At 46.9% G+C, this 13,510-nt stretch carries 12 protein-coding genes; 8 read left to right on the top strand and 4 right to left on the bottom strand.

The features are described 5' to 3' along the window. Nucleotides 1–249 precede the first annotated feature (249 nt). Complete coding sequence (locus WCT94_RS20475) at nt 250–2,355, top strand: ATP-dependent nuclease (protein WP_336871534.1); 2,106 nt, start codon at nt 250–252, stop codon at nt 2,353–2,355. 1 nt (nt 2,356) lies between these two features. Then, entirely contained in the window at nt 2,357–4,195 is a 1,839-nt protein-coding gene (locus WCT94_RS20480; protein ID WP_336871537.1) for a UvrD-helicase domain-containing protein, read from the top strand. Nucleotides 4,196–4,501: 306 nt separating this feature from the next. Here WCT94_RS20480 and WCT94_RS20485 read toward each other — a convergent pair whose 3' ends face one another. Then, nucleotides 4,502–4,840, bottom strand: a complete 339-nt coding sequence (locus WCT94_RS20485) for an addiction module antidote protein (RefSeq protein ID WP_116586615.1) — start codon at nt 4,838–4,840, stop codon at nt 4,502–4,504. A gap of 320 nt (nt 4,841–5,160) precedes the next feature. Here WCT94_RS20485 and WCT94_RS20490 point away from each other — a divergent pair, with 320 nt between their 5' ends. The 3 genes from WCT94_RS20490 to WCT94_RS20500 all read left to right on the top strand — a co-directional run bounded on the left by WCT94_RS20490 (nt 5,161) and on the right by WCT94_RS20500 (nt 6,380). Continuing rightward, nucleotides 5,161–5,430, top strand: a complete 270-nt coding sequence (locus WCT94_RS20490; RefSeq protein ID WP_336871539.1) for a type II toxin-antitoxin system TacA family antitoxin — start codon at nt 5,161–5,163, stop codon at nt 5,428–5,430. A gap of 3 nt (nt 5,431–5,433) precedes the next feature. Next, a complete protein-coding gene (locus WCT94_RS20495) occupies nt 5,434–5,925 on the top strand; it encodes a GNAT family N-acetyltransferase (RefSeq protein WP_336871541.1) in 492 nt (163 codons plus the stop codon). Nucleotides 5,926–6,164: 239 nt separating this feature from the next. Then, nucleotides 6,165–6,380, top strand: a complete 216-nt coding sequence (locus tag WCT94_RS20500) for a helix-turn-helix domain-containing protein (RefSeq protein WP_151241623.1) — start codon at nt 6,165–6,167, stop codon at nt 6,378–6,380. A gap of 206 nt (nt 6,381–6,586) precedes the next feature. On the opposite strand, the gene WCT94_RS20505 is transcribed toward WCT94_RS20500, so the two are convergent. After that, on the bottom strand, nt 6,587–8,050 hold the full coding sequence (locus WCT94_RS20505; RefSeq protein ID WP_336871544.1) for a hypothetical protein: 1,464 nt from the start codon (nt 8,048–8,050) through the stop codon (nt 6,587–6,589). A gap of 105 nt (nt 8,051–8,155) precedes the next feature. Further along, the gene (locus WCT94_RS20510) at nt 8,156–9,181 is read right to left on the bottom strand and encodes a GlxA family transcriptional regulator (RefSeq protein WP_336871546.1); all 1,026 of its coding nucleotides are present in this window, start codon (nt 9,179–9,181) and stop codon (nt 8,156–8,158) included. A gap of 170 nt (nt 9,182–9,351) precedes the next feature. Here WCT94_RS20510 and WCT94_RS20515 point away from each other — a divergent pair, with 170 nt between their 5' ends. From WCT94_RS20515 to WCT94_RS20525, 3 genes are read left to right on the top strand one after another with little or no spacing between them, the layout of a single operon-like run. Next, entirely contained in the window at nt 9,352–10,125 is a 774-nt protein-coding gene (locus tag WCT94_RS20515; RefSeq protein WP_336871547.1) for an alpha/beta fold hydrolase, read from the top strand. Between the two features lie 34 nt (nt 10,126–10,159). After that, a complete protein-coding gene (locus WCT94_RS20520; RefSeq protein WP_336871549.1) occupies nt 10,160–10,780 on the top strand; it encodes an FMN-dependent NADH-azoreductase in 621 nt (206 codons plus the stop codon). 26 nt (nt 10,781–10,806) lie between these two features. Continuing rightward, nucleotides 10,807–11,115: a YciI family protein gene (locus WCT94_RS20525; RefSeq protein ID WP_336871551.1), complete on the top strand. Its 309-nt coding sequence runs from the start codon at nt 10,807–10,809 to the stop codon at nt 11,113–11,115. A 136-nt stretch (nt 11,116–11,251) separates the two neighbouring features. Here the strand turns inward: WCT94_RS20525 and WCT94_RS20530 are convergent, their stop codons facing one another. After that, the gene (locus WCT94_RS20530; RefSeq protein WP_336871552.1) at nt 11,252–13,303 is read right to left on the bottom strand and encodes a discoidin domain-containing protein; all 2,052 of its coding nucleotides are present in this window, start codon (nt 13,301–13,303) and stop codon (nt 11,252–11,254) included. Between the last annotated feature and the right edge of the window lie 207 nt (nt 13,304–13,510).

Raw genomic sequence — 13,510 nt, forward strand, 5'->3', positions numbered from 1 at the left:
GTTTTCCTGTCTAGCATTTTCAGACACCTATCGCATGTGAAACTCACTTTTTAAATGGAATTTTAGATGGTTTACGCCAAATGAATTACAACGATTGCGCTGAAAAACTCTAAAGCTGTGACTACTACATCCCCCAATCACATAATGGATATGCTAAAAAGAGTCTGGTTGTAACAGATAGAATTGCAAGCGGAGCGAGGAGCACCAGTTTTCGGATTGTTTTCTTAATGTGTCAGGGAGGGGGGTTATATGAAGGTAAGTGGGGTAGCAATTCGGAATTTCCGCCGACTGGAAAATGTTCAGATTGACCTTGAAGACAGGGAGTCCATTTTTGTTGGACCCAACAATAGTGGTAAGACTTCTGCAACCGCTATTTTTCGCTGCTTTCTTGGCGGACGTGATTTTAAGATTCACGATTTCTCCGTTGCCCGAATGCCTGATTTCGACACATTTGCAACGACCGGAGATGCCGATGAACTTCCCAAAATTAGCCTTGATCTTTGGTTCACTATAGATCCCGAGAGTATTGGTTTTGGTAGGGTTTTCACTCTGTTGCCGAAACTTTCGGATTTTACACGAGTAGGAATTAGGCTGTCGTATGAAGTCTCGGAAGCAAAGAAGTTACGTGAAAATTACGACGCCGCCTATCCACCAATGGAAGATGGAACTCGCACCAAGTCGCTGCCGCAATATTTAGCGCTTGGTGGAAATCTTGGACGACATTTTACTGTTTGCTACTCCTCACTCGACGAGAAGATTCAGGAGGGAACACCGCCAGAGATCCTGACTAGTCATCTTGATCCTGATGAAGGCAAACGTCTTCTGAAGCATCTCATACAGGTAGAGTTTGTGGATGCGCAACGCAATATTAACGATGACGATAGCAGCCGTAGTAACCGACTCTCATCGGCTTTCTCCACCTTCTACCAAAAGAATCTTGAGCAGCTCGGTCATGCGGCTGATGCTCACAGCGTAATTGATGAAAATAACAAACAACTGACAGATCACTATGCAAAACAATTTGCCCCGCTGATCAACCTCATCAAGAGCCTTGGTGTGCCATCGATCAATGATCGAGAATTACAGATTATCTCGTCACTTAGCCCTGAAACTGCACTGCGTGGAAATACCGAGTTACTTTATATTGACCCTAGCCGAAAGCATGAACTGCCCGAGTTATATAACGGTCTTGGTTTTAAAAATTTAATATTTATGGCTATTCAGGCCCGGCACTTTCATTCTCAGTGGGTAATGACCACAGAAAACAGGCCTTTGTGCCTGATTATATTTATTGAGGAACCAGAGGTTCACCTTCACGCTCAGGTACAACAGACTTTCATCTCTAATATATGGCAGGTAATCAACCAGTCCGCTGAGGCGGCTGGCGAACCAAATCTAGTGCCGCAACTAGTCGTAACCACACACTCTTCTCATATCATGGAGGCTGTAGATTTTGAGAAAGTTCGCTATTTCCAGCGCGGTTATAGTGAGGGGGAAATGGGAGCGGCTGGTATTCGCAATGCCTCAATGGTTCGAAGTCTACGGACGTTCCAGCCGGAAGTGGAGATGGTAGACGGTAACCTTGTTTCCCCGTCAGAATCGCTAGCCTTCCTGAAACGCTATTTACGCCTTACACACTGCGACCTATTTTTTGCTGATGCCGCCATACTTGTCGAAGGTGCAGCTGAGAAGCTGCTAATGCCATCCATGATCGAACGTGCTGCTGGGAGATTGAGGACTGTATATCTAACAATCCTGGAAGTCGGAGGGGCCTATGCCCACCGTTTCGAAGGTCTGCTCAGCTTCCTTCATATCCCCTACCTTGTTATCACTGATATTGATTCCGTAGTACCCACTGGCTACCCCAGCGCCTGTCGTGCCGATCTGGCTGGAGCAAGGACCTCTAATGCATCTCTGAAAAAACTTTGCGGGCAGACCACAATCGCTAATTTGATGGCATTGACCTCTGCCGAGAAACAACACACCGATAAGGATCGTTGTATCGCCTTTCAGACGGATGTTTTGGTTGAGGACGATAATGCCAGCGCGATGTTACGCCCGCGTACTTTGGAAGAGGCAATTGTTTACGAGAATTTTGGGCTACTTCGTTCTGGTGTTTTATCTATTGGCACTGCTGTCCGCGAATCTCTCAGCGACGCTTATCAGGATGTTTACAATAGGGTTCGGTCGGATAATTTCAAAAAAACCGATTTTGCAATGGACATCTTGGCTTGCACTGAGGAATGGATCGTCCCTGAATATATTGCCGAAGGATTGAGTTGGCTTGAGTCGCGTTTATTGCCCCCACTACCAGTGGCGGTGGAAATTGAAGTCCCTATTGTAGCGGGAGAATAGCATGGGAACATGGATAGAAAGCGACGCGGATATTCAAGTCCGAGAATGCATAGATGGTCATCGTAGCTTTGCGATGATCGCCGGTGCGGGGGCAGGTAAGACTAGCTCGCTCGTTGATGCTCTTAGCCGGGTTCGGGACAACGAGGGACATTTCCTTAGAAAACACGGTCAACGTATTGCCTGTATTACCTTTACCAAGCGTGCTGTTGAGGTCATAAAGGGGAGGCTGGGGTTTGATGAGCTATACCGGATTTCAACTCTGCATGGATTTTTGTGGGAACAGATAAGTCGTTTTCACGAAAATATTAAGCAAGCGCTTTGCGAGAGTAGGATTCCAAAGCTTATAGAAAAAGCTAGAGAAGATGATAACGGTAGAAACAGTAAAAAGGCACTAAATGCCCGTGCGAAAATTGAACGATTGACAGAGGATCTGGAACATCTTCACTCAGTCAAACATTTTGACTATGCCGACACGAGCTTCAGCGATTACAGAAAAGGGCAGATCGGCCACGATGACGTCATTGAGATTGCAAGCTACTTACTTGCAAATAATGAAACTCTCAGGCGGATCATTGGTTTACGTTTTCCTTACATCTTCGTCGACGAAGCACAGGATACATTTGAGGGGATTATTTCGGGTCTTAATCTCGTCAGTTCGGGTGCCGAACTTCCTTTGATCGGTTACTTTGGTGACCCTTGGCAACAAATTTATGACAGGAGTGCAGGTGATTTTGCACCACCTGACAATGGTGAAGTCATAAAGAAAACTGAAAATTTCCGATGTTCCCAGAGTGTCATCCGGCTTCTCAATGCTTATCGCAGGGATGTTGAACAGTATGCAGCTGGTGAAAATGCCGCATGTGAAGGTAGCGTCGAATTTTTGCTGATCAAAGCGGAAGAACCATCGGAGCCACGCAGGCGCTATTCAGAAGACCAGATTGAGCGGGCACTGGCTCGTATGGATGCTGCAGTCGAAGAGTGGGGCTGGACAGCACGCAACGATGTAATGAAGCTCTTTCTGGCGCGTCAAATGATCGCGCGTCGGCTTGGTTTTGCTGACCTCAACCGCCTTTTCACAGGTGATTATGCGTCGTCCCGTGCTCAGGATGCTTTTGAGGAAGGTGCCCACTTTCTTCTCAAACCATTTCTTTCGACTATTTGCCCTCTTATCAATGCTCAAGGTCGGGGTGATGAACGAAGTATTATCAATTTGCTTCGCCGAGATAGCCCAGCTTTCGCGATCGATGGATTAAATGCGGAAAAATCACTGAAATTGATGATCGAGACTTCGAAGGCTTTACTTGGACAATTGAAGATTTTGTGGGATACGGAGACGATCGGAGTGATCCTTCGTTTTTGTATCGAGAAGCAGATTATCCAGCCTTCCGAAAGACTGAGTGAGCATCTCAATCGTGCCCCTAGGGCTGAATTGTTCGATCAGGAACTTCACAATCTTGACAAAGGTGACTGGCTCGCAGATTCGCTGTTCAGAATGACGCCTGAGACTGTCTCCCGTTATGCTGATTTTCTTAATAACAATACCGCCTATAGTACTCAGCATGGTGTTAAGGGCGAGGAGTATCCAAAAGTATTGGTCGTCTATGACGATGTCGAAGCCGCATGGAATCAATACAGCTTTAGTAAGACTCTAACGCCGCTCACTGCTGGCGAGCCATCTGAGCGGCAACGTTCTGTAACTCAGAAACTCGCGTATGTCTCATTCTCCCGTGCAGAAGAGGATCTGCGAATTGTACTCTTCACTGCTGACCCAGAGGGAGCACGAGATGAACTCATTGAAAGTAAGCTATTAGCACCTGATCAAATCCGAATCATGGCCTGAGCGTTGTTATTGCCTTTTGATTGACTAAATGGTGCTAAGGCCGAGACCAATCTCCGAGCCTGAATGGAGGCGTCAAGTAGGGTAATGTAATAGATGTCATCATCTGGCTCATGTAGAATGACATCATGGTGCTTTGAATGGTATTCAATATTTTATTTAAGTAATTGATTTTAATTGTTAATTTATTTTAATCTGCAATCGAGTGGGAATAAGCCTGAGTCTGAAATAGCGTTGTGCTAAACAGCAAAAAAACCGCGTAACTGCGGTTTTTTTATGTCTGATTACGTGATTGTGTGACTGATATTTTTAATTATTGTGAGTATAGGGAATAAGTCGAACACCTGCGGCTCTGGTGATTTCTGTCAGTGTCGTCAGCGTTGGGTTACCATTTTCAGACAGCGTTCTGTATAGCTGTTGGCGAGACAGTCCCGATTTTTTGGCTATTTCTCCTACTCCGCCACGCGCTTCAACGACACGGCGTAACGCTGTCAGGAATGCAGCGATGCCACCTTCCTCATAAATATCTTCTAATGCTGTCTGGAGATATATTTCAGCGTACTCAGGATTTTCTCGTAGCTCCGCAACCATTGCATCATCGTGGCTAATGGCTTTTTCGAATTTAGTGGATTGGGTGATGATTGCCATGATGTTACCTCTTTTGATAATCCCGCCAGTATTGACTTTTTTATATAACTAGTTATTTTTTATTATTTTTTCTTTTTGTCGATTTCGAGTAAGAGGCTTTACTACTACTGTCCTAATAACGTTTTGCGGCGTACAAAATGGTCTCCTTGTAAGTTTTCAATCCATTGGGTTTGTAACTTAAAAACGACAACGTTGCAAAGTCGTTTCATTGGATTGGTGTTTCGGGATTAGACAGATTTAAGTGGTGACAAATTATCCAACCACAAACGGTGGCGCAATCTTTTTCTGTACGGTAAAATTACGTACAAAAGGAGGTCGCTATGACTACTACTGCTCGTTTAGATCTTCGGTTGAATGCTCACGATAAAGAACGCATCACTAAGGCTGCCGCATTACGTGGTATAGCTGTTTCTGCATTTGTGCGTGATGCGGTGTTGCGTGAAGCGGATACCGCCATTGCTGCAGATACCGTTGTTACGCTTTCTGAGCAAGAATCTCGCCGCTTTTTGGCTACGTTGAATCAGCCGTTTTTGCCTAATGATCGTTTGCATAAAGCGATGGAAGAGGCTGCCAATTTGATGAAACGCTAACCTATGGCTCTGATATTTTCATTGCTGGACGGTCGCCGCCATGACCGTTCAAGTTTTGCTTGTGGTGTTTTGGCTCTGGATGATTATCTACAAAAGCGAGCCTCGCAACATCAGCGCGATGGAATCGCTACGACGCATATCTTGCTCGATGAGTCACAGCCTGCCTGTATTCTGGGCTACTGCTCATTGTCCGCAGCACACTTATATTTGCACGAGCTCAGTGAAAATGACCGTAAGCGACTGCCTGGATATCCGGTGCCTGCTATGCGTATGGGGCGTTTGGCGGTATCGACTGCTGAGCAGAAGAAAGGTTACGGACAACTTTTGCTTGGACATGCTGTGAATATGGCGTTATCTGTGCGTAATACGATGGGTGTGCGAGTGCTGATTGTTGATGCGAAAGATGCACGGGCTGCTGCGTTTTATGAGGAATACGGTTTCCGACAAACAGCTAGCGAAGCGTTGACGCTGTATCTACCAATATCGAACAGCTAGGTAAGCGCAATGATACCCATGTTGTGTTAAGTGACCCATACTGCTTTACTTCCTTATATATGCAGATCTGCCTGCGGGAATTTTCACCCCACGCTTCCCCTAAAACGCGATAGCGCTTTAGAGAGTCATAAGCTAGCGCCTTAAAGATGTGACTCATCGTCCGTGGTCTTGCTCATCACAAAACGCGATCCTATCCACACGGAAATCAAAATGGTTTTTGATAGGTGGAGGGAAATGGAATGAATCACACTGACTGGCACCCGGCGGATATCATCGCGGGATTGCGGAAGAAAGGGACAACGCTGGCGGCAGTTTCCAGAGCAGCGGGGCTGGCGTCATCCACACTGGCGAATGCGCTTACCAGACACTGGCCGAAAGGCGAACGGCTGATTGCCGAAGCGATGGGGAAAAGGCCGGAAGAGATTTGGCCGTCGCGTTATTCAGACGTGAAATGAGGACAGGGAGTAGGAGACATAAACGAGAAAGCGCCATAGTTTACTGGCGCTTTGTTTATATGGTTCTGCCGGACGGCAGAGTCATGCAGATATCATTGCTATGAGCATTCGTACATGCTGTAGCCACGTTGGCGAATGCGCTGAAAGGCTAAATAGCCCAGCGCTCTGGGCTATCAGTTTGGGGAATCGAGCACTTATCGTGAGTGTTAACGCTTTTCCTGTTGCTTCAAAATCCCCGCCTTAAGGACATCCACCTCCTCGCCGTTAATCGTGGCGGTCGCGGAGGTGACCTGAAATTCCAGATCGCTGAATTGGCAAAAATCGGGTTTGTACTGTGGGAGCAGAGTCGATTCCTGGGAAAAAATAAATTTTTCTCCAATCATTCCGGCATCAAGGCTACTCAACCCAAAAGGTGGGAAAGCGAGCGTCTGTTCGGCTGACGCGCCGTCACTGTTTTTGAGTTGTAGCGTGGCGCGAAAATTGGCGACTTCGCCTAATTTATTCGTATTGATAGAGAAATTAAGCTCGCATTTATAGGGGTTATTATCTCCACCGAATGGGCTCGATTCATGTTTTAACGTTAAGAGTGGTAAGACGTCGCGCGTTGCTTTTCTCTCGCGCTTATCTTTTTCACATAGGCGAAAATAATGGCTATCTGCATTTCCTTCGTATTTTTTTGCTTGATGACAATCCACATCAACGTACTGTCCGCTGTAATACATTTGGGACAAATATCTGTTGGCACTGGTCACGTCATTTTTATAGGCCTGCTCAAATAATACATAGGCCTTACGGTAGTCGCCCTTGATGAGTACGCCGTCGTAATACATTTTCCCCAGATTCATCAGTGCGTTGTCATTGCCTTGTTTTGCTGACAGTTCATACCATTTTTCAGCTTCTGCTCCATCCGCATAAATACCCCAGCGTCCTTTTTCGTATACCGACCCAAGAATATTTTGGGCTTCTGGCTGACCACCTTCGGCAGCGATACGGAACCATTTAAGGGCTTCAATATTCTCATTTTTGATACCGGCATAGCCAAAATTATAGAAATAACCGACCAGGAAATTCATTTCTGGATCGCCATCTTTTGCCCAAAATGTTGCCAGCCGTAGAACATCCCGCTTGCTAAAGCCGATACGGGTAAAGAAACGTTGTGTCTCTTCATCGCCGCTGGTGAGGTATCTTTTGGCGGTATAAATTAATCTGGAACGCTGTGATATATCGCTATCGCTATCGATATTGGCTTTTGCGCTATACAGGTAATCGATGACGTTTTCTATTACATCAGGTGGTATTTTGAGATCGGCGCGATGCATTTTGTCTGCGAACTGTTTGGCGCGTGCTTTATCCTGCGCGACACCTTTGCCATATTGATAAAAATACCAGACGTTGTAGCAGCCAAAATTGCCATCTACTTCACAGGCCTGCTGATAATACTGGCGCGCTTGCGTGGTATTTTGCGGGGCGGTGATGCCGTATTCATAGATGAACCCCAGCGTACTCAATGCCTGTGGGTCGTTGTCTTTCGCTAATGTCGTCAACGCGGCTAACGCAGTAGCATCCTGCTGCGTGAGACGTTCGTAGAGCGTATCTACGTTGTCATTTGCCTGACTGATGGATGCCGCCGACAGGCCGATCAGCGTGGTAATAACGGTTTTCCTTATCATCGATTTTATTTCCTTACTCCATTCCCTGAGTGAATAGCACTGTGTAGCAAAGGTGTCGATCAAGGCCGTGGTTTACCGTCAGTCGTGTCTTTCACAACTATCGCCTTAACCCCCATTCTCATTATCCAACGCGCGCGGTGTATTATTCCTCAACAGCGCCCATTTTCTGAATTGGGTCGGTGTCATCTCCATCTGCTGGGAAAAGGCGCGTCTGAAAGCGGTGTCTTCACTGTAACCGCATTCTGCGGCGACCTGCTTGATATTGGTCATCGGGTTTTCAAGCAGCAGGCAGGCCATTTCTATCCTGACGCGGGTAATAAAGTTTTTCGGGCTTTCCGCCGTGAGTTCTTTGAGCTTGCGGTAGAGCGTCCGGTCGCTGAAATTCAGGGCGCTGGCTAATTCTTCTGCGGTGATGGCCGGATTTTCGTAGCGGATGAGCTGTTCGGCGCGCAGCAGCAGAGGGTGTACGGTGTTAATGAACCCCTGTGGGGCATAAATACGTTGGGAGATCGGCTGGCTGTCCGCTACCGCGATATCTGCTGCCAATTTGGCGATCTTTGGCCCGCCACTGCGGCGAATAATATGCAGGGCAAGTTCCACCCAGGATAATGGCCCACCGGTGGTAATGATGCCATCTTGTTCTTCCAGCGCTTTGCCCCACACCGGTTTTGCCTTCGGGTATTTCTGCTTGAAGATGTGGTAGAGCCACCATGTTGTGGTGCAAAAGCGACCATCCAGCAGCCCGGCTTCGGCCAGAATAAAGCCCCCCGCACAGGCACCACCTATCAGCGAGCCCTGTCGATATTGCTCCCTGAGCCAAATAGCTGATTCACTAACGGATGACGTTGCCATCGGTAATTTATCGGGCCCGAGCATCATCCCGGTCGCCAGCACGACATCCGATTTACCCATCGCATCAAATGAGCTGTCGACGTGAATCAGCCTGCCCTGAGCATCACGCACTGGCTTGCCGTCTGCACTGACGATGGATGTTTCAAAAGAGAGTGGTGAGGCGGAGGATGCACTTTCTGGCTGGGTAATCAGCGCCTGATTGACCATCCAGAAGATATCGGAAAGCCCGGAGATGGCCGACTGCATACTGCCCGGCAGCGCCAGAATGGCGATGTGCATAGTGACCTTTCCTGTTAGATAGAATTTGGCGAATTTTGCATGAACTATGTCAAGTTAGCCATCTTACCGCAAGCATCAACCACGATTAAAATTCAACCATTCGCTGCCCCGAGCCTGATGAAACGTGTTGGAGAGGCAGGCAGTCGTATCACTCTTTCAGAGGAAAGCGTATGACGCATTACCGTATTAACTGGCTCGGCCATCTGGCTATCGCGTTAGGTCTGGTGCTGTCTGCCAGCGTTCACAACGTTGCGGAGGCAGCAAAAATTAACAATATCGTTTTAGTCCACGGTGCCTTTGCCGACGGTTCGAGCTGGTCTGCCGTTACGTCTCGTCTGCAAGCGCTGGGATACCACGTGACGGCGGTGCAAAACCCGCTGACCTCTTTAGCGGATGACGTTGAAGCGACGGATCGCGTGCTGCAAAGACAGCAGGGCGATGTGCTGCTGGTAGGGCATTCGTGGGGCGGGGCCGTCGTGACGCAGGCCGGCAATGATCCCAGGGTTCGCGGCATCGTCTATTTGTCGGCGCTGGTGCCAGACAGTGGGGAGTCCGCCTCTGACTTATTGCAGCGCCTGAAAGCGCCGATGGAAGGCATGTCCCCTGATGCCAATGGCCTGATTTGGTTGGATAACCCCGAACAGTATCGTGAGGTGATGGCGGGGGATGTGTCCCCGGAAAAAGCGCAGGTGCTGGCTGCGGTGCAGCAGCCGATGGCGGCAAAAGCGTTTGGCGATCGCGTTCAGAAAGCGGCGTGGAAAGCTAAACCGACCTGGTATTTGCTGACGGAGAATGACAAGGCATTAAATCCATCCATTCAGAAAGACATCGCGAGCCATATCGGCGCAAAGACGCGCGCTATTGCCTCCAGCCATATGTCTCTGGTATCGCACCCGGAAGTCGTCGCGGATTTTATTGATAGCGCGGCTAAAGCCGTTAAATAAGTGAGCTTTAAAACGCAATGTAGGAGAAGTTATTGTGAACATTTTACATATAGACTCCAGTATTCTTGAGAACGGTTCCGTTTCCCGACAGATTTCTGCTGACGTGGTGAATGAGTTAGTCAAACAACATCCTGATGCCGTCGTTTCTTATCGGGATGTGGTTAAAGATGAAATTCGTCATTTAACTGCGCCGATTGCCGCCGGTTTCCGCCAACAAATAGCGTCCTCTTCAGCGGATGACGCCACGCTGCGGGAGCACCAATTATCTGAAACGCTGGTCGCGGAATTTCTGGCGAATGACGTGATTGTTATTGGTGCGCCGATGTATAACTTTTCCGTCTCGAGCCAGTTGAAATCGTGGTTGGATCGGCTTGCACAGGCTGGCAAGACCTTTAAATATACGGAAAAAGGTCCGGTGGGGATGTCTGGTGGCAGAGCGGTTATTGTGGTTTCTTCTCGCGGTGGTTTTTATACCGCTCCGCCTTTTTTAGATATGGATTTTCAGGAACGTTATCTTCAGGGCTTTTTCCGCTTTCTTGGTATTCGCGATGTTCATTTCGTCCGCGCGGAAGGGGCTTCAAAAGGGGATGAAATCAAGAATCGTGAAATTCACAATGCGAAATCCTCTATCCATTCCGTTATTGCATCTATATAGCCTAAATAATTATTGAGGTGGACATTATGCTCTATGCCATTACGCTGTATTACACCAGCCCGAAAGATGAACTTGAAAAGAGTATTGACGCACACAAAAAATGGCTGGCTGATCATATAAAAAAGGGAAATGTTATTTTTGCAGGCCCGCTGGATGATGGCACAGGTGGGTTTATTTTAGCCTACGGGTTAGATAGCGCTGATATGGAAGACATTCTGACGGACGATCCGTTCATCAATCTGGGATTAGTCAAAACAGAGATAAAAGTAATCGAACCAGGAATTTGTTCGAGCCATTTCTATGCAGAATGGGCAGGGAATGCGAAGGCATTGTAGTGTTGTAATTCTAGTTGTAATCCAGCTATTTTACTCTTGCACTAAAATGTAATAGAGGCGATCAATCCTTCTTGACATGATGTGCAGATAAATAAAAAAGCCGCTAAAATAGCGGCTTAAAAGTATAGATTAATGATTATGGGTGCTGATAAGCGAGTTTATAATTCCCCGCGGCCATTGTACGGAATGTGATGCTATCCTTATTCCAGCGAATTTCTACTTCTGCTGGCGTTTGCAATTTCCAGGATGACGCGTTATTGACATTTAATGTCAATTTATCGATGGAAGAAACATCGATTGTTGGATCGGTGATATCCAACGCAAAGGCAAATGCGATATGGTCTGGGACATTATCATTTGAAGCAAAAAGCTGTCCCCATTGTGCCGTTGTGACTGCATTTAAAGCGGTTGGTGTCATGCCATTCTGAATCAATGCGGTTGCCCCCGTGGTGTCGGCAGACAGCGCACCAATAGATTGCCATGTTGTGCCATCCCAGGTGAACCAATCGTTCAGATCGCGTGAGACCGCAACGCGAACTTTGCCCGCATTAGTTTGTGCCGCTGTTAATGTTGCTGAGTTAATTTTTTGCCATGCGCTGGCATACATCAGCCCTTTAGGTAACACGATTTGTGGGAAAGGAACATATGTCGTTTTTACCTTCATTTTTTCATTTGAAACAATTTTGACTGGTGCGACCAACGCTGCCCCAGACGTCGGGAATTTATCCAGACTGGAAACACCATACTGTTCAATTTTTTCTTTGGTTAATTCCCCCGGGATTGCTGATAAGGCCCCATTAGTGACGCCATAATATGTATTATTTGAGTGAATCACGAACCGACTAATCGGTGAAAATAGGTTTAGCTCGGCCAGCGTAGTAAATGGCTGGTTTCCGTTTTTGGCAGTAATCAGTAGCCGATAGCTTTTATATGTGACGACGTTGCCAAGCTGATAATTTCTTTTGCTTCCAGGATTATTGTCTGCGCTGTCTGTTACTTCGTGTAGGGTGTCCCACGTGCTGCCATTATCATTGCTTCCCTGAAACTTCCAGGATTTAGGGTTGCCTAATTCGTTTCTTGAGCGGTTAACCATCTGATAGCTGAAAACCGATTTGCCTTCTGGGAGATCGATCCGCAGCCAGTGCGGGTTAGCTACGGATGGTTGCCATTGATTATCGGTACTCCAGCAATCCGGCCATTCTCCGATATTGTCTTTTCCATCGAAAGCCACATAAGGGTGAAACGCTGCACTAGAGATCGCAAAATTAGAGGCGCTTGCGACATAACCGACAGGTGCAGTATCTGATGTCATGGCCGGAACAATAGAGATGCCAGTTTCTGGGATGAGCGAAAGTAATTTCCCATCAGCTTTTATTTCAGCACTGTGGAACGTGCCATCTTGTTGTAATTCGTACGTATCACCAATAAAGGGGGTCACCGTACCATTAAATTTTACCGCATTTGTGCTGTTATAGTTAAGTTTGCTGGTGCTATCAAAATCATCAACCAGATAGGTTTGATTGCTGGCACCCGCTTCTTCTTTCAGTGCATAAGCGTCATACGCATAGGATGCCTGAGAGCTAATATTGAATAAATGATTTTCACCTGCCACTGCGCCAGCCTTATCAACAACGGTATATCCTCCGCTGCCATTACCAGAACCATTGCTGACCGTTGCGCTAATCACCGTTTTGCCATTAGAGGCATTGCGACTTAACGTTACGCCATTTCCGGCTTCAAGTGAGTCGGCAATTAGCTGCTTGGTTTTCTGCGTATAGTCTGTGATATCTGAGGTTGTGTGGGTATGTACGGTGGCCGCTGCACCCATTTGGGCGAGAGTCGGTGAAAAATCTCCGCTGCCGAGTAACGATTGTCCAAAAAGTGTCCGAATGTTAGTGCCAGAAATTAATGCGGATTGTTTTGCATTCCAGACGGCTTTTTCATCTGGAGTGACAAACTTTCTTGTTGCCGTCTCTGTGATGTCGTCCGCTGTGTAATCGCCTGACTGTGCGGTTACAATACCCGTCCGCCCGAATACAGAGGAAACGCCGGAGATACTTGGATTCGGTTCGCACTGGCTACTTGTATTGCAGCAAGTATGGTGATCAACGTTAACCGGTGGACGAACGGTGCAGGTTGATTTTCCTGTAGTGTCACATACATTAATTTCGATATTGAAGTTTTTCATGAATTTTATTACTCCGTTGGTTTATTTCGTGATAATTATCCTTTATCCAATGAAGGGGGTATTTAAAAGTATTTTACTAATTGTTTTATTAGAGGTAAGGAGTAGGTTTTATGAAATAATTAAAGCGCCATAGCTTACTGGCGCTTTAACATCATTGTGGAATAAAAATAATCTCGTAAAGAATCTTATTATTTACAGCCCGGCAAA

It is taken from the genome of Pectobacterium sp. 1950-15, assembly GCF_037136835.1.
Classification (GTDB): Bacteria; Pseudomonadota; Gammaproteobacteria; order Enterobacterales; family Enterobacteriaceae; genus Pectobacterium.